This window comes from uncultured Microbacterium sp. (assembly GCF_963524805.1).
Taxonomy (GTDB): domain Bacteria; phylum Actinomycetota; class Actinomycetes; order Actinomycetales; family Microbacteriaceae; genus Microbacterium.
The window spans coordinates 407,647-427,713 of sequence record NZ_CAURGG010000002.1; the positions used below are offsets into that span (position 1 = coordinate 407,647).

Annotated in this window: 19 protein-coding genes; 6 read left to right on the forward strand and 13 right to left on the reverse strand. The window is 67.7% G+C overall.

All coding sequences use genetic code 11. The features are described from left to right. Position 1: 1 nt before the first annotated feature. The 8 genes from RWQ91_RS06475 to RWQ91_RS06510 form a co-directional block, all read right to left on the reverse strand. Positions 2-1,093: an ABC transporter substrate-binding protein gene (locus RWQ91_RS06475; protein WP_314503792.1), complete on the reverse strand. Its 1,092-nt coding sequence runs from the start codon at positions 1,091-1,093 to the stop codon at positions 2-4. A 50-nt stretch (positions 1,094-1,143) separates the two neighbouring features. Continuing rightward, positions 1,144-2,532: a GTP-binding protein gene (locus tag RWQ91_RS06480; protein WP_314503795.1), complete on the reverse strand. Its 1,389-nt coding sequence runs from the start codon at positions 2,530-2,532 to the stop codon at positions 1,144-1,146. Then, positions 2,532-3,455: a sulfate adenylyltransferase subunit CysD gene (cysD, locus tag RWQ91_RS06485; RefSeq protein ID WP_314503798.1), complete on the reverse strand. Its 924-nt coding sequence runs from the start codon at positions 3,453-3,455 to the stop codon at positions 2,532-2,534. The genes RWQ91_RS06480 and cysD overlap by 1 nt, the downstream gene beginning before the upstream one ends. Further along, on the reverse strand, positions 3,437-4,180 hold the full coding sequence (locus RWQ91_RS06490; RefSeq protein WP_314503802.1) for a phosphoadenylyl-sulfate reductase: 744 nt from the start codon (positions 4,178-4,180) through the stop codon (positions 3,437-3,439). The genes cysD and RWQ91_RS06490 overlap by 19 nt, the downstream gene beginning before the upstream one ends. A 112-nt stretch (positions 4,181-4,292) precedes the next feature. Continuing rightward, positions 4,293-6,068, reverse strand: a complete 1,776-nt coding sequence (locus RWQ91_RS06495; protein WP_399546070.1) for a nitrite/sulfite reductase — start codon at positions 6,066-6,068, stop codon at positions 4,293-4,295. Between the two features lie 101 nt (positions 6,069-6,169). Then, positions 6,170-6,886 (reverse strand): CbiX/SirB N-terminal domain-containing protein, encoded by a 717-nt coding sequence (locus tag RWQ91_RS06500; RefSeq protein ID WP_314503807.1) that lies wholly within the window; start codon positions 6,884-6,886, stop codon positions 6,170-6,172. Between the two features lie 196 nt (positions 6,887-7,082). Next, positions 7,083-7,757 carry a response regulator transcription factor gene (locus RWQ91_RS06505; protein WP_314503809.1) on the reverse strand — a complete coding sequence of 225 codons (675 nt, stop codon included), beginning with the start codon at positions 7,755-7,757 and terminating at the stop codon, positions 7,083-7,085. Next, entirely contained in the window at positions 7,754-8,968 is a 1,215-nt protein-coding gene (locus tag RWQ91_RS06510; protein WP_314503811.1) for a histidine kinase, read from the reverse strand. The genes RWQ91_RS06505 and RWQ91_RS06510 overlap by 4 nt, the downstream gene beginning before the upstream one ends. A gap of 162 nt (positions 8,969-9,130) precedes the next feature. Between RWQ91_RS06510 and RWQ91_RS06515 the strand changes: the two genes are divergently transcribed. Continuing rightward, positions 9,131-9,829 (forward strand): ABC transporter ATP-binding protein, encoded by a 699-nt coding sequence (locus tag RWQ91_RS06515; protein WP_314503815.1) that lies wholly within the window; start codon positions 9,131-9,133, stop codon positions 9,827-9,829. Beyond that, on the forward strand, positions 9,826-11,130 hold the full coding sequence (locus tag RWQ91_RS06520) for an ABC transporter permease (protein ID WP_314503818.1): 1,305 nt from the start codon (positions 9,826-9,828) through the stop codon (positions 11,128-11,130). Before RWQ91_RS06515 ends, RWQ91_RS06520 begins: the two co-directional genes overlap by 4 nt. A gap of 328 nt (positions 11,131-11,458) precedes the next feature. Here the strand turns inward: RWQ91_RS06520 and RWQ91_RS06525 are convergent, their stop codons facing one another. After that, on the reverse strand, positions 11,459-12,511 hold the full coding sequence (locus RWQ91_RS06525) for a DMT family transporter (protein ID WP_314503821.1): 1,053 nt from the start codon (positions 12,509-12,511) through the stop codon (positions 11,459-11,461). 40 nt (positions 12,512-12,551) lie between these two features. Beyond that, entirely contained in the window at positions 12,552-12,998 is a 447-nt protein-coding gene (locus RWQ91_RS06530; RefSeq protein ID WP_314503824.1) for a MarR family transcriptional regulator, read from the reverse strand. A 136-nt stretch (positions 12,999-13,134) separates the two neighbouring features. On the opposite strand from RWQ91_RS06530, the gene RWQ91_RS06535 reads away from it, so the two are divergent. Beyond that, the gene (locus RWQ91_RS06535; RefSeq protein WP_314503826.1) at positions 13,135-13,659 is read left to right on the forward strand and encodes a class I SAM-dependent methyltransferase; all 525 of its coding nucleotides are present in this window, start codon (positions 13,135-13,137) and stop codon (positions 13,657-13,659) included. A gap of 161 nt (positions 13,660-13,820) precedes the next feature. Here the strand turns inward: RWQ91_RS06535 and RWQ91_RS06540 are convergent, their stop codons facing one another. Beyond that, the gene (locus RWQ91_RS06540; protein WP_314503829.1) at positions 13,821-14,435 is read right to left on the reverse strand and encodes a LuxR C-terminal-related transcriptional regulator; all 615 of its coding nucleotides are present in this window, start codon (positions 14,433-14,435) and stop codon (positions 13,821-13,823) included. A gap of 506 nt (positions 14,436-14,941) precedes the next feature. Between RWQ91_RS06540 and RWQ91_RS06545 the strand changes: the two genes are divergently transcribed. The 3 genes from RWQ91_RS06545 to RWQ91_RS06555 all read left to right on the forward strand — a co-directional run bounded on the left by RWQ91_RS06545 (position 14,942) and on the right by RWQ91_RS06555 (position 18,559). Then, positions 14,942-16,285, forward strand: a complete 1,344-nt coding sequence (locus tag RWQ91_RS06545; protein ID WP_314503830.1) for a GAF domain-containing protein — start codon at positions 14,942-14,944, stop codon at positions 16,283-16,285. A gap of 192 nt (positions 16,286-16,477) precedes the next feature. After that, a complete protein-coding gene (locus tag RWQ91_RS06550) occupies positions 16,478-18,025 on the forward strand; it encodes an aldehyde dehydrogenase family protein (RefSeq protein WP_314503832.1) in 1,548 nt (515 codons plus the stop codon). Between the two features lie 138 nt (positions 18,026-18,163). Then, the gene (locus RWQ91_RS06555) at positions 18,164-18,559 is read left to right on the forward strand and encodes a DUF779 domain-containing protein (protein ID WP_314503835.1); all 396 of its coding nucleotides are present in this window, start codon (positions 18,164-18,166) and stop codon (positions 18,557-18,559) included. A gap of 128 nt (positions 18,560-18,687) precedes the next feature. On the opposite strand, the gene RWQ91_RS06560 is transcribed toward RWQ91_RS06555, so the two are convergent. Together RWQ91_RS06560 and arr are read right to left on the reverse strand one after the other, a co-directional pair. Continuing rightward, entirely contained in the window at positions 18,688-19,179 is a 492-nt protein-coding gene (locus RWQ91_RS06560; protein WP_314503836.1) for a DUF2231 domain-containing protein, read from the reverse strand. 384 nt (positions 19,180-19,563) lie between these two features. After that, entirely contained in the window at positions 19,564-20,016 is a 453-nt protein-coding gene (arr, locus tag RWQ91_RS06565) for an NAD(+)--rifampin ADP-ribosyltransferase (RefSeq protein WP_314504356.1), read from the reverse strand. Between the last annotated feature and the right edge of the window lie 51 nt (positions 20,017-20,067).

A 20,067-nucleotide genomic window follows, 5' to 3' on the forward strand; every position in this document is an offset into this window, starting at 1 on the left:
GTCAGTCCTCGCCGAGCCCTGCGGCCGAGACGCTGTCGAGGTCGTCGGCGGTGAGGATGCCGTTGAGCAGGGTCAGGTCGAACAGACCCTCGATCGACCCTTCCTTCTGCGTGCCGGCGGCCAGGCCGTTCTCCACGAGCGTCTCGAAGGTGTCCGCGTGCGGGTCGGCCGAGAAGGTCACGTGCTCGAGCGAGCGTTGAATCACCTCATCCGAGAGCGGCTTGCCGGTCTCCTTCTCGATCGCACCGTTGATCACATCGGCCGCGTCTTCCGGGTTGTCGGCGAGCCACTCGACGGCTGCAACGTGGCCGCGCAGCAGTCCCTCGACCACATCCGGGTGCTCGTCCAGGAAGTCGGCACGCACCAGCAGCACGGTCGTCGGGAACTCGCCGTCGTCCCACAGGTCCGCCTCGTCGACGAGCACGTGCGCGCCGGCGTCGATCACCAGGCGCGACACCCACGGCTCGGGAAGCCAGGCGCCGTCGATCTGACCGTCCTGGAACAGCTGCAGGGTCTGCGCGTTCTCGGTCGGCGTGATGGTGACGTCGCCACCGCCCGTCGTGGAGGTCTCGAACCCCTCGTCGGCCAGGTAGGTGCGCAGCGCCACGTCCTGCGTGTTGCCGAGCTGCGGCGTGGCGAGTGTCGTGCCCTCCAGGTCGGACGCGTCGTCGATGCCGTCGCGCACAACGAGCGCCGCCCCGCCGGTGGTGGCGCCGGCAATCACCCGCGCGGATTCCCCGCCGGACTGGATGAACGTGTTGATCGACGGGTTCGGTCCGATATAGGTCGCGTCGATCGCGCCGGCGGTCAGCGCCTCGATCGCCGCCGGGCCGGCGTTGAACACCTGGGTGGTGATGTCGACTCCGGGCAGCGCGTCGGCGAACAGGCCCTCCTCGAGCCCGACGAGCGCCGGGGCGTGGGTCACGTTGGCGAAGTAGCCGAGGTGGAGCTCGCCGATCGAGGGGGCGGCATCCGACCCGCCGGCATCGGAGGGCTGGCTCGCCGGCTCGGCGGCTGCGCCGGCACAACCGGCCATCATGCCCACCAGTAGTCCCAGGGTGGTGATCGTCGTCGCGGTGCGGATTCTGTTCACGGTTTCGCCTCCTTCAGTCGGCAGTTCTGGTGATGGATGTGCGCGACGAATCAGCCGCGCACGATGCCGGCGGCCAGTGTGGCGCCGTCGGACGGGTGGATGACCAGGAACGAGCCGCCCGCGCGGTTCGCGCTGTACAGCTCGAGAGGAAGGTCGGCGGCCAGACGCAGGCGCGCACGGCCGATGTCGTTGGCCGCGAGCGCGTCGGCGGGTTCATGCGTGAGCGCGTCGAGGTCGTAACGTGACTCGATCTGCGCGATCACGGCCTGCACGGTGGCCGTGCCGTGCTTCACGAGCACGCGCGCCCCCGTCAGGAGCGGGCGCGCGTCGAGTTGGAAGAGCTCGGCCTCGACTCCGCGCCGACCCGTCGGCAGGGTGTCCGCGGCGACGATCACGGCACCGCGGGCGGCATCCACGTCATCGGCAAGCTGCACCGACACCGACTGGGGGGCGGCCGCGCGGTCGACGCTGACGCCGCCCACCGCAAGTCCCGACACGGTGGTGCGGATGCCGGACGGGAAGATCTGCACCGGATCGCCGACGCGCACGGTGCCTGACGCGATGCGACCGGCCGATGCGCGGAAGTCCCGCAGGGCCTCCGCGTCCGCCTCGGCGACCTGGGGTGACAGCCCGCCCTGGGGGCGCAGCACGAGCTGCACGGGAAGGCGGAAGGCGTCGAGGGCCCGGTTGTCGAGTAGCGACGAAGGAGCGTATCGAGACACGAGCTCATCCTGGGTCGGGAGGGCTTCGAGCAGCTCGAGCAGAGACGGACCGCCGTACCAGGGCGTGTGAGCGGAGCGGTCGACGATGTTGTCGCCGAGGAGCGCCGAGACGGGGACGACGTGGACGTCGTCGATGCCCAGCTCGGCGGTCACGGCTTCGACCTGCGCGGACACGCGCACGAAGGCGTCCTGCGAGTAGTCCAGCAGGTCGATCTTGTTGACCGCGATGATCACGTGCGGAACGCGAAGGAGCGCGATCACCGCGAGGTGGCGTCGCGTCTGCTCGAGCACGCCCTTGCGCCCGTCGATCAGCACGATCACCGCGTCGGCGGTCGTGGCACCGGTGACCATGTTGCGCGTGTACTGCACGTGGCCGGGGCAGTCGGCGAGGATGAAGCTGCGGTTGCCGGTGGAGAAGTAGCGGTACGCGACATCGATCGTGATGCCCTGCTCGCGCTCGGCACGCAGACCGTCGGTCAGCAGGGCGAAATCGAACGCGCCGTGCGCGAAGCCGCGCTCGGCAGAGGTGCGCGCGACCTGTTCGAGCTGGTCGGCGAGGATCGCCTTCGAGTCGTGCAGCAGCCGTCCGACCAGCGTCGACTTGCCGTCGTCGACGGAGCCTGCGGTCGCGAAGCGGAACAGGGTGGAGCCTTCGAGCCCGGTGACGGTCTCCGGTGATCGAGGAGCGAGCGAAGCCCGCGTATCGATATCAGACATCAGAAGTACCCGTCCTTCTTGCGGTCTTCCATCGCAGCCTCCGAGATGCGGTCGTCGGCGCGCGTGGCGCCGCGCTCGGTAAGGGTGGAGCGCGCGATCTCGGCCACGACGGACGTCAGGTCGGCGGCATCCGATTCGACGGCGCCGGTGCAGCTCATGTCGCCGACGGTGCGGTAGCGGACGACCCGGCGCTCGATGGTCTCGCCGGGGAGGGCGGGGGAGAACTCGCCGACCGCGCGCCACATTCCGTCGCGCGCATACACGTCGCGCTCGTGCGCGAAGTACAGCGGCGGGAGCGGGATCTGCTCGCGCTCGAGGTACCGCCAGACGTCGAGCTCGGTCCAGTTCGAGATCGGGAAGGCGCGCACGTGCTGGCCGGGAGTGTGCCGGCCGTTGTACAGGCTCCACAGTTCGGGGCGCTGGTTGCGCGGATCCCACTGCCCGAACTCGTCGCGCAGCGAGATGATCCGCTCCTTCGCGCGCGCCTTGTCCTCGTCGCGACGAGCGCCTCCGAAGACGGCGTCATGCTTGCCCGCCGCGATGGCCTCGAGCAGCGGCAGTGTCTGCAGCGGGTTCCGCGTGCCGTCGGAGCGCTCCTGAAGCCGGCCGTCGTCGATGTAGTCCTGCACCGAGGCGACCTCGAGCCGCACGCCCAGGCGCGCGACCGTCTCGTCGCGGAAGGCGAGAACCTCGGGGAAGTTGTGGCCGGTGTCGACGTGGAGCACCGGGAAGGGGACGCGGCCCGGGAAGAACGCCTTCGCAGCCAGGTGCAGCACGACGACCGAGTCCTTGCCGCCGGAGAACAGCAGCACGGGGCGCTCGAACTCCGCCACGACCTCGCGGATGATGTGGATGGCTTCCGCCTCGAGCACGTCGAGGGTGTCGAGCCGAGTGGCGAGCGCGGTCACAGGTGCAGCCCGCATTCGGTCTTCGACAGGCCCGCCCAGCGGCCCGAGCGGGGGTCCGCGCCCGGCTCGACCCGCGCGGTGCACGGCTCGCAGCCGATCGAGGGGTAGCCGTTGCTCACGAGAAGGTTGACGGGAACCTGGTGAAGGCCGGCGTAGTCCAGCAGGTCATCGAAGCTCCACGCGGCGACCGGGTTGACCTTGACCAGTCCGTTGCGCTCATCCCAGGCGATCAGGGGCGTGAGGGCCCGGGTCGGGGCCTCTTCGCGGCGCACACCCGTGAACCACACTTCGTAGCCGCCCAGGGCATCCTGGAGTGGCTCGACCTTGCGGCGCGCGCAGCACAGTCCCGGATCCCGCGAGTACAGCGCGGCCCCGAATTCGGCGTCCTGCTCGGCCACGGTCTGCGCCGGGAGCACGTCGACGATCCGCACATCCAGCGCCCGGCCGACTTCGTCCCGTGTGAAGCGGGTCTCCGCGAAGTGGTAGCCGGTGTCGAGGAAGAGCACATCGACCCCGGGCAGCTGCTCGGCGACCAGGTGAGGAAGCGCGGCGTCGGCCATCGAGCAGGCCACGGCCGCGGCATCCGCCCCGAAGTTCGCGGCGACCCACGCCACGACCTCCGCCGGTGACGCCTCATGATCGGTGAGGCTGCCGAGCTCGACGTTGCCGGCCTCGGCCAGCTCCCGCAGCTCGTCGTGCGAGCGGCGCGTGAGCGCGCGCGGTGCGAGTGAGACGGTCATCGCAATACCTCCCAGGCGTGGCGAATGCAGGATGAAGTGACGCTTGTATGATCCGGGAACGCCTCAACCACCGATTTGTCCTGAGAGCGCCACGCCTTGACCTCGCACCCGGTCATACGAGCTGCTCCCCTTCGGCGCGGTGCGCCCACTGGGCGAAGGTCTCGTCGGTCGCGGCATCCCGGTCTTCGAGGAACCGCCGCACGACCCGCTCGGTGTAGTCGGCGATTCCGTCGGCAGGCACCTTGAGGCCTCGGACCGTGCGGCCGAGCTCCGCCTCTTCGCGATTCGCGTTCGCCAGGCCACCGCCGAGGTGCACCTGGTAGCCGGGCACCTGCTCGCCGTCGATCGTGACGAGCTGACCCTTGAGGCCGATGTCGGCCGTCTGGATGCGGGCGCACGAGTTCGGGCAGCCGTTCACGTGCAGCGAGATCGGATGCGGCAGTTCGATGCCTTCGAGACGCTGTTCGAGCGCGAGCACGGCGTCGGTCGCGTAGGCCTTGGTCTCGACGATCGCGAGCTTGCAGAACTCGATGCCGGTGCAGGCGATCGTTCCGCGCCGGATGAGACTCGGCCGTGCGGACAGCCCGAGTCGGTCGAGGCCTGCGATCAGCGACTCGACGCGGTCCTGCGGGATGTCGAGGATCACGATCTTCTGGTGCGGCGTCGTGCGCAGGCGGGTGGATCCGTGCGCCTCGACCAGATCGGCGAGCTCCGCCAGGTTCGGCCCGGAGACTCGGCCGACGATCGGGGTGGCGCCGACGTAGAAGCGACCGTCCTTCTGACGGTGCACGCCGACGTGGTCGCCGTGAGCGAGCGGCTTCGGCGCGGGCGGCCCGTCGGGCAGCTCGTAGCCGAGGTACTCGTCCTGCAGCACCTGGCGGAACTTCTCGGGACCCCATTCTGCGAGCAGGAACTTCAGGCGCGCCTTGTTGCGCAGACGCCGGTAGCCGTAGTCGCGGAAGATCTGCGCCACCCCGTGCCAGACGTCGGCCACCCGCTCGGCTGCCACGAACACGCCCAGCCGCTCGCCCAGGCGGGGCGCCGTGGACAGGCCGCCACCGACCCACAGGTCGTAGCCGATGCCGAGCTGGGGGTGATCCAGCGCGACGAAGGCCACGTCGTTGATCTCGTGGACGACATCCTGGCTCGGGTGGCCGGTGATCGCCGTCTTGAATTTTCGGGGCAGGTTCGCCAGCGATGCGTCGCCGATGAAGCGGCTCGTGATCTCATCGATCTGGGGCGTCGGGTCGATGAGCTCGTCGACCGAGATGCCGGCGACCGGGGAACCGAGCACCACGCGGGGCACGTCACCGCATGCTTCGGTCGTACCGAGGCCCACCGCCTCCAGCCGACGCCAGATCTCGGGTACGTCCTCGACGCGGATCCAGTGCAGCTGGATGTTCTGCCGGTCGGTCAGGTCGGCGGTGCCGCGCCCGAACTCGCTCGAGATGCCGGCGATCACGCGAAGCTGCTCGGTGGTCAGCTGCCCGCCGTCGATGCGGACCCGCAGCATGAAGTACTCGTCCTCCAGCTCGTGCGGCTCGAGGGTTGCGGTGCGGCCGCCGTCGATGCCGGGCTTGCGCTGGGTGTACAGCCCCCATACCCGGAAGCGTCCGTGCAGGTCGGTCGGGTCGATCGAAGCGAATCCGCCCTTGGAGTAGATGTCCTCGATGCGGCCACGGACGCTCAGGCCGTCATCGACCTGCTTCCACTCCTCATTGCCGTTGAGCGGAGCCGTGCCGTCGATCTTCCACTGCCCGTTCGGCTTGGACGTGGTCCGGGGTGCGCGTGCGCGAGCGCCCTCCGCCGCGATACGCGCCGCGCGGTCTGCGGAACTGTCCTGCCCGGTGTCGCTGATCGTCACGATGGCCTCCCGATTGCCGGGCATCCCCGACATGGGCGCTGCTCGGCCCACCTTGCGAAGCTAGGCGCGGGCGCCTCCGACGCTGAACAGGAGTGTCAAGCGGCGTTACCGGGCGTCATATGGCGTCACCGAGTTGACTCCGCGCCGCGACTGCCTGCGCGTGACCGGTAGCGGTCGATCACGAGCTCGACAAGGCCCGGCGCGGGCGGGTCGTCATCCAGGAGTGGACGCGCCACGGGGCTCTCACCGGCCAAGCGCACCGCCAGATCGTGGAAATACCCGGGTGCCAGCAGATAGTTCGCCACCACTGCGCGCCGGCCGTCGGCCCGTGCCGCCTCCAGGGCTTGCGCGAGGCGGGGCTCGGCGGCCGCGAGGAATCCGACGGACACGTCTCGGGCGAGGCGCTCCGCCAGCATCCGTGCCGTTGCGCGGCAGTCCTCGTTGGCGCGGTCATCGCTCGAGCCGGCGACCGCCAACACGATGGCATCCTCAGGTGAGGGATCCACTGCGGCGAGCCGTGCGGCCAGGACCTCCACCAGTCTCGGGTCCGGACCGAGGGCGGGGGAAATCGCGATACCGGCGTGTCCGGCGGACTGTTCGCGCAGGTCGACGCGCACGTGGTAGCCCGCCGAGAGCAGCAGCGGGACGATGACGGCGGGCTCAGCGGGATCCAGCGCGGCGAGGGATGCCGCGACGTCGGGCTGCTGGACGTCGACGTGACCGAGCCTCACGTGCACCGAGGGAAGTGCGACCGCAACGGCGTCGACCAGCGCAGCAACGGCCGCTTGCCCATGTGGGGAGGAGGTGCCGTGTGAGATGGCGATCAGCGCGGGCCGTGGCATCCCCCCATCATGACCGAGCGAAGACTGGTCCTCGCGCGCGCCCGAGTCTGACCTCCTGCGTGCCGACGGCGCCTCACGGTGGCGATGATCTGTGAGCGCGCCTATCGGCGCGCGCTGCACCGGAAGGCCGTTCCTACCCGGCAGATGTTCGAGGATCATCGACGCTGGCTGTGGATTGCCCGGCGCAAAGTGTTCGTCAGGAGCCAGGTTCGAGGAGCCCGCTCTCATAAGCGAGGATGACGAGTTGGGCCCGGTCGTGTGCATAGACCTTGGTCATGACGCGGTTCACGTGGGTCTTCGCCGTATGCGGGGAGATGTGCAAGTCGCTCGCGATCTCCTGATTGGATCGGCCTCGGGCGACGAGAAGAAGCACCTCCCGCTCCCGGTCGGTGAGCAGTTCGAGCGCCGGGGGGATCGGCCGGGCACCCCCTGCTGAGGCCGGGGCCGGAGTCACGTACCTGGTGATGAGGCTCCGCGTGGCGATCGGCGACAGCAGCGCATCTCCCGCGTTCACCGCGCGCACCGCATGCACGATCTCTTCGGGTTCCGAGCCTTTGCCGATGAAGCCGCTTGCGCCCGCCCGGAGTGCGGCGACGATGTACTCGTCTTCTTCGAAGGTGGTGAGAATCAGCACCTTCGTATCGATGAGGGAGGGATCGGCGCAGATCTCCTTCGTTGCCGCGATACCGTCCAGGCGCGGCATCCTGATGTCCATCACGACGACGTCGGGTCGCAGGCGGCGCGCAGCGGCGACCGCCTCAGCACCGTCGACCGCTTCGTCCACGACGGTGATGCCCACGGCATGGGACAGAATGTCGGAGACGGCCTGCCTGATCAGCGCTTGATCATCGACGACGAGCACGGTTGTCATCGGTCGCCCTCCCTGGTGCTCGGCAACGTTGCGGCAAGGCGCCATCCGCCCGCCGCGAGGCCGGCTTCGACGTGCCCGCGAATGGCCGCAACGCGCTCGCGAAGACCGAGCAGGCCGAGGTGCGAGCCGGTTGGGTCATCGGCTGTCGATGGATTGCGATTCGTGGGTGCCTCAGCCGTCGTGACCGGATTGGTCACGACGATTCGCAGCAGGTCGGTTTCGACGGCGACCAGCACGTGGGCGCGGGATTCCGCGCCGTGCTTGTGGGCGTTCGTCAGTGCTTCTTGAATCACCCGGTAGGCGATCACGCTCGTCACGCCACCGACCGCTGACGGGTCACCCTCGGTGCGAACAGTCACGGTGAGGCCCGCGTCCGCGAACTGCTCGACGAGATCATCCAGGCGATCGAGCCCCGGTTGGGGTGAGGTTCCTGGCAGCGCGTCGTCTTCGGTTCTGAGCACGTCGAGAAGCGCGCTGATCTCGCCGAGCACCGTCCGCGCCGCGGTGCGGATTGTGCGGACAGCCTCCTGAGCCGCCGCCGGCCGGGTCTCGATCGCGGAGGACGCCACACCGGCGTTCAGACTGATCACCGCGATCTGATGAGCCACGGCATCGTGCAGATCCCGCGCGATGCGCAGCCGCTCTTCGGATACTCGCCTCCGCGCCTCTGACTCCCGCGTCTGCTCGGCGCGCTCGGCCCGCTCGGTGATCGCTGCGATGTACTCGTGCCGGGAACGCGTGCCGTCGCCGGCGGCGGCCGCGAATGCAAGCGTGATAGCGACGGCGAACACGCGCGGGTCGAGCACGCTGCCGAGCGCGGCGAGCAGATTGATCAGGATGACCGCGCCGATCGTGGCGAGCACGGTGATCAGTGTCGTCCGGCGAGGCTTCCGATTCCCGACCCCGAACATGGCGATCGCGATCGCGAGGATGATGCCCGGCCACAGCGTTCCCGTGAACGCGGCGAGGGCATACAGCGCCACGCAGGCCGCGAGCACGGAGAGGGGCCACCGCCGCCGCAGCGGAAGGATGAGTGCGGGGGCGATCACAAGCGCCAGCGTGAGCACATCGGCAGGCCGGAACTGAGTGTCGGGGAACGGCACGAACGCGGATCCGATGATGAACACCGCCGCGATGGTGTCGCCGATCCACGGAAGCACGCGCGAGTGCCGGCTGCCCAGGTGCAGGCTCCGCTCTTGGACGCGCGTCATTCGTCCAGTGTGCCGGGCGCTGCGGCGGACCGGCATCCTGCGCGCGCGGCATCCCGTGTACCGCGCCCGCAGTAGTCGAAGTGTCCACCACGGGATGACGCCCCGCCCTGCATGTTCGACGAGGCTGGAGGTCCGCTCGCAGAACCGCAAACCAGGAGCCCCATGACAACGCCGATCATCTCGGTCCGAGACGTGCACAAGTCCTACGGCCGAGGCCAGAACCGCTTCGATGCGCTGAAGGGCGTGACCTTCGACATCCGCGAGGGCGAGAGCATCGCGATCGTCGGAAAGAGCGGGTCGGGCAAGTCCACGCTGATGCACGTGCTCGCCCTGCTCGACGCGCCGACATCCGGCACGGTCGAACTCGAAGGAGTCGACACGGCGACCTTGCGCGGGGGGCGTCTCAATCGGACACGGAACAAGACTTTCGGCTTCGTGTTCCAGCAGTTCTTCCTCACGGGCAACTCGTCCGTGCTCGAGAACGTGATTCTTCCGCTCAAGATCGCGGGCGTCGGCCGCTCGGAGCGCAAGCGCCGCGGCATCGCCGCGCTGGAGCAGCTGGAGCTCGACGACAAGGCCAAGAACAAGGCCGTGAATCTCTCTGGTGGGCAGAAGCAGCGCACCGTCATCGCCCGGGCGCTGGTGAACAACCCGCGCATCATCTTCGCGGACGAGCCCACCGGCAACCTCGACACCACCACCGGCGCGATCGTCGAAGACATCCTCTTCGACCTCAACCGCGAGAACGGAATCACCCTCATCGTGGTGACCCACGACGAAGACCTCGCCGCCCGCTGCGACCGCCGCCTCTTCATCCGCGACGGCCTGCTGGTCGAGGACTCCGCGGCGGTGGCCGCATGAGAACCATCGACCTGATCGGCTCTGCCGTCTCCAACACGTTCCGTTCCAAGACACGCACGATCCTGACGATCCTCGCCATCTTCGTCGGGGCGTTCACCCTCACCCTCACGAGTGGCCTCGGCACCGGGATCAATGCCTACATCGACGACACGGTCACCTCCATCGGCGCCTCCGACGTGATGACCGTCACGAAGACTCAGGAGAGCGCGACCGGCGTCGCCGCCGACGGGCCGGTGGAATACGACCCGGATGCCGTCGCGAGCGGCCATCCCGGCCCTCCCGGGTCGACGGTCGTGGCGCTCACTCCCACGGACATCGACGCCTTGGCAGGCATCGACGGCGTCACCGACGTCGTGCCGACGCGCTCGATCTCTCCCGATTACATCCAGGCGGGCGACGGAAGCAAGTACGTGATCGGCGTCGGGAGTCTGATCGCGGGGCAGACGATCGCGCTGGAGTCGGGCACCGAACCCGACGACAGCGCGACTGAGCCGCAGCTCGTGCTGCCCGTCTCGTTTGTGGAGCCGATGGAACTCGGCGACAGCGAGAGCGCAATCGGACAGACCGTCACCATCGCGGTCACGGATGCCGAGCGCACCCAGCACCTCGTCGAGGCGACCGTCGTCGGCATCGCCGAAGAGGGCCTGGCGTCGCCGACCGGGGCGAGCCTCGTGCCGAACACGGCACTGAGCGATCAGCTCTTCGACACGCAGAACATCGGAGTGCCCGCCGACGACGTGCAGCGCTACGCCCGGGCGAGCGTGTTCTTCGACCCGGATGCCACCGACGATGAGATCAGCGCTCTCAAGGACCGCCTGGCGGATGAGGGGTACACGGGGTCGACCGTCGCCGACCAGCTGGGGATGTTCAAGACTGTGATCGACGGGATCGTGCTCGTTCTCAACGCCTTCGCGATCATCGCGCTGCTCGCCGCGAGCTTCGGCATCGTCAACACGCTGTTCATGTCGGTCCAGGAGCGCACACGCGAGATCGGCCTGATGAAGGCCATGGGCATGGGCAACGGGCGCGTCTTCAGCCTCTTCAGCATCGAGGCTGCCTTCATCGGCTTCCTCGGGAGCGCGATCGGCGTCGTCATCGCGATGCTCGCCGGCTCCGCCATCAGCTCCGCGCTATCAGGGTCGCTCCTAGCCGACCTCCCCGGCCTGACACTGATCGCGTTCGACCCCATCGCCATTGTCATCATCATCGTGGTCGTCATGGCGATCGCGTTCCTCGCCGGAACCCTTCCCGCCGCACGCGCGGCACGCGCGGACCCCGTCGACTCACTCAGGTACGAGTAGACATCGTCAGCGGACCATCGGCGGTTGCCTGGGACAAGCATCCTCACGGTGGCGGGGGAAGGAGTGTGCCCGCCGGGCCGGGCACATCGGACAGTACGGGGTGAGTTCTGCGCTCACCCGCCGCTCGCCTCGCTGTTCGATTCGCGCTCGGCTGTGTTCCGTTGATGGGGGATCGCGCACCAGCATCGATCCGCGAGCGAGGAGCGCTCGCCTCGACAACAATCCGTCAGCGGGCCCCGGTGCTCGGTCGACGCCGGCCCTTGGGTGAGCACGACGAAATCGACGCGGCGAGCGCAGCAGACTTCGGTCCTGGGGGCATCAGGTGTTCCTAGTGGGTGTGGCGGTGGTGTGCGTCGGGGTAGTGCTCGTGGGTGTGGGTCAGCTGTTCGTGCACGTGTTCGTGCTTGTGCCGGGTGCCGGCGGGAACAGGCTCCGCGTGATCGTGCTCGTGGTGCTGGTCGTCATGAGTGTGCCAGTGGTCGTGCGCGACGGGTTGGTGTGTGTGTGAGTGGGCGTGGTGTTCTGTGAGGTGCAGCCAGACGCCGAGTGCCATCAGGGCTCCGGCGACGATGAGCTGCCAAGTCACGGGGTCACCGAGCGCGATCGCCAGGAGCGCTCCGAAGAACGGTGCGACCGAGAAGTATGCCCCGGCACGGGCAGTTCCCACGTGACGCATGCCGACAATGAAGAGGGCCAGGCTCACGCCGTAGGCGAAGAATCCGATCGCCGAGGCGGCCGCGATGATGCCGATGGTCGGGAGGGTGGCGCCGAGGGCGAGCGCGAGGATCAAGTTCACCGGGCCGGCGACCAGTCCCTTGACGGCAGCCAGCCAGGTTGCGTCGTTGAGCGCGATCTTGCGGGTGAGGTTATTGTCGAGTCCCCAGCAGAAGCACGCTCCCAGGACTGCCAGGGCCGGCCACCGGCTGCCCAGTTCTGCGCCGGTGGGGATGCTGAGCAAGACCGCGCCGGCGACGATCGCGATCAGTCCCAGAGCGATGCGACGATCGACGTTCTCCCGGAACAGGAACCAGGCCAGCATTGCGGTGAACACGCCTTCGGCGTTCAGCAGGAGCGACGCGCCTGAGGCGGGCATGGTGGAGAGCCCGACCATGAGCAGGACGGGAGCGACGATGCCGCCGCTGAGGATCGCGCCTCCCAGCGGGAGGACTTCCTTGGCTTGGAGTCGGACGCGCGCGGCGCGGCGGATCAGACGCAGAATGCCCAACCCGATCCCGGAGCCGCAGTACAGCAGCCCCGCCAAGAGCCAGGGACTGACGTCGCCGCCCAGCAGGAGCTTCGCCAGCGGCGTACCTGCGCCGAACAGCAACGCCGCCAGCAGTGCCGCTTGCACGCCGCGGTTGGAGAGGGCTGTCCGGAGCATGCTTCAAGTTTCCCACTGACACTGCGCCTGCCGGCGGGGACTACTGCTCCTCGGCTCCGCTGGTGTGGTCGATGACGCGTGCGATGCCCGACAGGCCCGCGATCAGCCCCCGCCGCTCGTCTTCGGTCAAAGCGCCGAGCAATTGGACATGCATGCCGGCGACATGTCCGGCGACGCGCTCGGCCGTGGCGGATCCTGCTTCTGTCAGGCTGACGATCGCGAAACGGCGATTTCGCGGGTCACGCTCCCGAGCCAGCCAGCCCCGACTCTCCATGGCACCGACCAGTCGGCTGATCGTGCTCTTGTCCAAGCCGAGACGGTCGCCCAGTTCGCGTTGAGTGAGTGGTTGATCGGCATCCAGCTCGCCGAGCGCCATGACTTCGGAAAGGGTCACGCGAACTCCGCCGTAATCGTGCCCGTCCAGGACGTGCATCGTCCGCAAGAGGCGCCGCACGATCCGGCCCAGCTCGTCGTCAGGCGTCCTCATGGTTGCGTCATGCAACTTTCTGACCTAGCCTCTCATTAGTTGTCCGATACAACTATAGGAGCGACATGGTCCACGGATCCGCAGTCTCATCAGCCATCACGGTGGACCCGATATGGGCGGACTTGCTCGGCACCCGGTGCTCTACGACGCCGTCGCCTCCCGCATCGCCGGACGGCTGTACCGCCGCGTGGTCGCAGATCTGGGCGTCATCGGACTCAGCCACGATGCGTTGATCGTCGACGTGGGAACCGGGCCCGGACGATTGCCGATCCTGATCGCCGATGCCTTCCGCGGGATTCGCGTGGAAGGGATCGATCTCTCCGAAGAGATGATCACCCGCGCGCGGCAGCTCGCCGACGCAGCCCAGACAGCTGATGCTTCGCGCGTTTCATTCACCGTCGCAGATGTCGCCGATCCGCCTCATCTCCGCGGCAGCGTCGACGTGGTCGTTTCCACCGCGAGCATGCATCACTGGCCAGACGCCGCCGCAGGCATCTCCGAGATCGCCCGCATCCTTCGCCCCGGAGGACAGGCCGTCATCTACGACCCGTGGGCATCCCTCAACTCAGCCGTGGCGCCAGCAAAGGAAGCGGGCCTCACAGCACGAACTCAGGGAATCGGCTTCGGCATCGCGCGCCTGACACTGTTCTCCCCAGCCTGATCACCATCGGCTCAGGGATCCACCAGTCCGCTTGTAGTCGGGTCTCATCGCCGCGACGATGGACCAGCGCGCTCCCGCCGTGGTGAAGTTGCGCGCGATGGCGCTCGATGCGGCCGAACGGGCGGGTAAGTGCGTGGGCACACGGGGCAAGGTCTTCAGGACTACGGCAGCAGACCCGCGCGGCGGGCTCTCACGACGGCGGACTGCCTTGTGGATGCGTCGAGCTTGCCCATTGCCGCCTGCAGATACGACTTGACCGTGAACTCCTTGAGCGACAGGGTGGTGGCGATCTCGGCGTTGGTGGCTCCCAGCGCCGCGCAAGCCAGGACGTCGCGTTCGCGCGGTGAAAGATGCACGCCCGTTCGTTCGGTCGTCTCGCCGTTCCGCGCCAGTTCAGCGAGCCCTTCCTCCACCGCCGCCAGCCGGTCACGGATCGCAACGTCTTCGATTGAGGCAGCGATGCTGCGCAGCTCGGCGTAACTCGCGCGCACTTGCTCGCGGGCGGAGGGTGCGAGCGTGGACGAGGGCGGTGCGCTGGAAAGGCGCCGCTGCACCTCCTCGCGCACGTGAAGCTCGGTCGCCAGATCGCCGGCCACGTCGAAAGCGGCCCGGGTGACCGGATCTCCGATCGGGCGCTGCGACCGGGAACCAACGTACAGCAGCCCGCGCGCGTTGCCGCGGATCATCACCGGAACGGCCAAGAGCGTAGTGATGCCCTCGCCGAGCACCGCGCGATCGTAGTCGTGCGTGATATTCGGTGAGGAGCCGTAGTCCATGGCCAGCCGCGGTCGCTTCTCGACGAGGGAACGGCCGCCGAGTCCCCGGCAAGCCTCGACGACGAGACCGTCGAGGCTTCGCGTGCGGGACCCTACGACGGCGCTCACGTGCACGGCGCCGCCTCGCTCGAGACCGCCGAAGGCCACCGGAAAGCGCGTGCGCCTGCCCAGCTCGCCGACGGCTTGAGCCACGAGCTGCTCGTCGGTGATCGTGCCAGATGATTCGCCCAGGTACGACCTGCTTCCAGAGGGAGGTCGCGGCATCCGCGCCGCGATGGGTAGCGCCGACGATAGCATCGCCGCTTCCCAGCCGATGAGAACACCTGATCGGTCTGCCGTTGACGGCGCACGAACGGTTTCCTCTTCGGCATTGCGAACGGAACCCGTGGAAGTGAACGAGCTGCAACGTCGGGCGAAGTGAAAGTCCAGTGTCCTGTCAGGCCCGCAAGGTGCGCCGTTCCCGCCTTTACACTGAGGTCACGCTCACCGACGCCGATCGGAGCTGCATGTCATCGCCGTGGTCGCCTCGGCGCGAGGTCTCGCCGCAGACCTCCCGCCTGCTGATCGAGCGCGCGCACGAAGAGCTGGTGGCCGGCAACGACGTCGACCGCCGCATGCGCGATGTCCGCCCGCTGGTGCAGGAGTCGTGGCGCCGCTCCCTGGCCAACCTGGTGGGAGCCGAGGCGCTGCCGCCGCTCGACCTCGTGAGCGTCGAACTCGATGAGTACCGCCGTGCCCATCCGCTCGCGAGCGTGATGGATATGATTCGGGCGCTGCTGCTGCCCGGCGAGGCGGCCAAGTCCGGTGTCGTCGTCGCCGTCGGAGATGCAGCCGGTCGCCTGCTCTGGGTCGAGGGTGACCACCACATCCGCAACCTCACCGGCGACATGGGCTTCATCGCGGGCGCGAACTGGTCCGAGGGCGCGGTCGGCACCTCCGCCCCCGGCACCTCGCTGGCGCTGGACCGGTCGGTGCAGATCCGCGGTGCGGAGCACTTCAACCGCCTGGTGCAGCCGTGGTCGTGCACGGCCGTGCCCGTGCACGATCCCGAATCGCGCCGCATCCTCGGTGTCATCGACGTCACCGGCGGCGACGAGGTGATCACGCCCCAGGCTCAGCTGCTCGTCGATGCGACCGCGCGCGCGATCGAGGGAGAGCTTCTGGTCGCCCGGCTGCGCGCACGCGCCGAGAAGCCGGCCAGCCGTCGTCCGGCGAATCGCGGCCCCGTGAAGACACCCGCCGACCGAATCACCCTGCGGGTGCTCGGCCGCGACCGCGCGCTGCTCGAGGTCGCACGCGAAGGGTCCGAGACGGTCTCCGAGCTCGGTCAGCGCCATGCCGAGCTGCTGCTCATGCTCGCTACGCACCGGCAGGGGGTGTCGGCCGAGCAGCTCGGCGAGCTCGTCTACGGCGATGCGGATGCCGTGAAGACCGTGACTCTGCGCGCCGAGATGGTGCGCCTGCGCAAGGTGCTCGAGAAGGTCGCACCGGCGCTCGTCCCCGAGTCGCGTCCGTACCGGCTCGCAGCCGAGCTCGAGACCGATGCGCAGCAGGTGCTGTCGCTGCTTGATCGCGGCGCCCATCGTGTCGCGCTTGCGGCGTATCGGGGTGACGTGCTCCCCGACTCGACGGCTCCCGGCGTGGAGCAGCTGCGCGACACGGTCCGCACCGCCCTGCGCGAGGCGCTCATCGCCGAAGCGAGCGCCGACGTTCTGATGACCTTCGCCGAGACGGATGCCGGCGCCGAAGACGAGGAGCTGCTGCGACTCTGCCTCAAGATGCTCCCGGCGCGCTCTCCCAAGCGCGCCGCGCTGGTCTCACGCATCGAGCGCCTCGAAGCCTCCGCCTGATCTGAAGCCGAGAAGGTGCCTGCGGCGCTGAGATGGCCCACCTTCTCATGCCGAACCCGTCATCCCGCGCCTGGAGCACCTCCTCCCGCGACTCGTGCAACGTCATGCAACGTGCCTCGACCTAGCGTCGGACCAACACCGCGACCCCGCCGTCGCGGACCCCGATCCGTCGAAGAAGACAGAGGAGACACGATGACTATCGTCGAAGAAGGCGTATCCAGCGTCTACGCGAACCCCGGTGCGCGAGGCGCCGTCGCCGAGTACCGCCCCCGCTATGGCCACTACATCGGCGGTGAGTTCGTCGAGCCGATCAAGGGCGAGTACTTCGAGAACATCTCGCCGGTCAACGGCAAGCCGTTCACAGAGGTCGGCCGCGGCACGGTCGAAGACATCGACCGGGCAGTTGATGTGGCCTGGAAGGCGTTCGAGTCGTGGAAGCGCACCACCCCCGCCGAGCGCGCGAACATCCTGAACAAGATCGCCGATCGCATCGAGCAGAACCTCGAGAAGATCGCCGTCGCCGAGACGTGGGACAACGGCAAGCCCGTGCGGGAGACGCTGGCCGCCGACATTCCGCTCGTCGTCGACCACTTCCGCTACTTCGCCGGCGTTCTGCGCGCCCAGGAGGGATCGCTCAGCCAGATCGACGAAGACACCGTCGCGTACCACTTCAACGAGCCACTCGGAGTGGTCGGACAGATCATCCCGTGGAACTTCCCGATTTTGATGGCCACGTGGAAGCTCGCCCCGGCGCTGGCAGCGGGGAACTGCGTCGTGCTGAAGCCGGCCGAGCAGACCCCGGCCAGCATCCTGTTCCTGTTCGAGATCATCGGCGACCTGCTGCCGGCCGGTGTGGTCAACATCGTCAACGGCTTCGGCATCGAGGCGGGTGCACCGCTCGCGCAGCACAAGCGCATCCGCAAGATCGCGTTCACCGGCGAGACGACCACGGGCCGCCTGATCATGCAGTACGCGTCGCAGAACCTCATCCCGGTCACGCTCGAGCTAGGCGGCAAGAGCGCCAACATCTTCTTCGAAGATGTCGCCCGCTCCGACGACGCTTACTACGACAAGGCCCTCGAAGGCTTCACCTTCTTCGCGCTCAACGGCGGAGAGGTGTGCACGTGCCCCTCGCGGGCGCTCATCCAGCGTTCGATCTACGATCAGTTTCTTGGCGACGGCCTCGACCGTGTCGGCAAGATTGTGCAGGGAAACCCGCTCGACCCGGCCACCATGCTGGGGGCGCAGGCCTCCAACGACCAGCTCGAGAAGATCCTCAGCTACATCGACATCGGCAAGGCGGGCGGCGCGAAGCTGCTCACGGGCGGCGAGCGCGTCGACCTCGGCGGCGACCTCAGCGAGGGCTTCTACGTGCAGCCCACTGTGTTCGAGGGCACGAACGACATGCGCATCTTCCAGGAAGAGATCTTCGGACCGGTGGTCTCGGTCACGTCGTTCGACGACTTCGACCACGCGATCGACATCGCCAACGACACGCTTTATGGCCTCGGCGCGGGCGTGTGGAGCCGCTCGGGCGACACGGCCTACCGTGCCGGCCGCGCGATCGAGGCGGGCCGGGTCTGGACCAACACATACCACCAGTACCCCGCGCACGCGGCGTTCGGCGGCTACAAGCAGTCCGGCATCGGCCGTGAGAACCACCTCAAGATGCTCGACCACTATCAGCAGACCAAGAATCTGCTGGTCTCGTACGCCGAAGGCGCGATGGGGTTCTTCTAAACCCGCAAGCGGCGGGCGCCCTTCCCCCACGGGCGCCCGCCCGCGCGAGCCCTGATGGGAGCCGCGAGACGGACCGCGAAGGTCACGGCTCGTGGCGCCTATCCCGTCTCGCGGTCAACAGAGAGAGGAGCAATCGGCATGGTTTCGACGCAGGTGCACCAGCGGGTTGCGGTGACGGATGCCGCAGCATCCCTCGTCCGCGACCTCACCACGAAGCACGGCGCCTTGATGTTCCATCAGTCGGGTGGATGCTGTGACGGCAGCGCCCCGATGTGCTACCCGATCGGCATGTTCACCACCGGCCCGAGCGATGTCCTCCTCGGCTCGATGAACGTCGGACTCGACGACTTAGTCGAGATCTACATGTCCGAGTCGCAGTTCGAATACTGGAAGTACACGCACCTCACGATCGACGTCGTGGCAGGCCGCGGCGCGGGCTTCTCGGTCGAGGGGCCGACCGGGATGCGGTTCCTGACCCGTTCCCGGATGCGGGACCAGGCTGAGCTTGAGCATTTCGGGCTTGCTTCTGCGTGAGACGCTGTTGCCGGTTGAAGTTTCACAAGGAGGAGTGGTCGCTCTAAAGAGCCGTGGCGCTCAAGATGCTCTCTCCATGGGTCTGAGCCTCTACCCCGCCGATGGTCAAGTCGCAGATCGGGGGCGGGTCAGCCGATGCGGGAGTCCCAAACGGACTTGGCACCGGACTCTCCGATGACGATGACGGTGTAGACGGATCCGATCGCGACGACGACGACCGCGAGCGCGAGGACGATCGTGATGGTCAGGCGTACCGGACGTGAGTCGATCCGTTTCGCGTATCGGCCATCGCCGGTGAAGTAGCGGAACCAGCCCCATACGAGGACGGCCACGACGAACGTGGCGATGGCCCATGGCAGCAGGTCCTCGCCCATCTTGGTGTGGATTTCGGTCAGCGCGGTCTCCTCGACCTGTTCTTCGAGTGCCTCACCGGCTTGAGTGGTGAGGGGGACGCTGATGAGGGCGGCGAGCGCCAGCAGGGGAGTGACGATGCCGAGTCGTCTGCGGGCGGCCGGCCAGAACATCGACAGAACGAGACAGAGGGCAGCGAGAGGAACAACGATCACCACGAAGTGCACCAGCAGTACGTGGATCGGAAGTCCGTTGAAAAGCCAGTCCATGGGTGTGCCTTACTCTCGGGCGAGGGGTGTGCCCGGCCGCGGGTTACGTTGACTAAGTTGACGTGCGCTGTCGAGGCGAAGTCAGAGGCGAAGGTCCTGGCGGGACCTCGGTGCGTCGGGTGCGCAGTGGCGGTCGGTGCAGCTGCGCCGATTCTGCTCCACCAGCCTCCGATGTGCATCGGCTTGACATCCCCGCGGCGTCGCGGGGCGTTGTCTCGCTGTCATCGCTCCGAGTGGTTCTTGTCTGCCATGCCCTCACTCTTGCTGACGGACTCCAAGATGAGTCCAAGATTCCGCAATGCCCAACGGGTTATCGCGAACGCTTCACCAGCGCATCGATCAAGACCGGATGCGGGCTCGCCGGTCACGAGCAGCCAGAAAGCGCTAGTTGAGGACCTCCCCGCGGTCGTGTGGCGGCTTTGCGATGAGTCGGTCGCGCCATCCCTGCAATTGCTCGGGCGTGAGCCTGACCCAGTCGTCGACCTCGTTCACGATCCGGAGAGGCTCCATAGTTCGGTAGGACTGCGTGGGGTTTCCCGGGAACTTCTTGTCGGTCACGTTCGGGTCATCCTCGAACGCGCCAGTCGGCACGACCTCGTAGACGCGAGGCACGCCAGTTCCCCCCAGTAGCTCGACTGCCAGTTCAGCAGCGAGTCCAGCGCCACTGATGAGCGCTGTGAAATACACGTGGTTCATCACGATGTCCGGCCTGTAGTTCGACCGAAACCCAGCAGTCAGGAACTCCCCGGGCCGGAGAAGGGCCGCCGTCCCATGAAAGAAAGGCCCCTTGATGTGGTCGAAGGACTCGAACGTGACGGGTCTGGACGCTGCGTTCATCGACCTCGCAATCGCCTCAGCGATCGGCCCTGAGTCGGTCGCACCATCTAC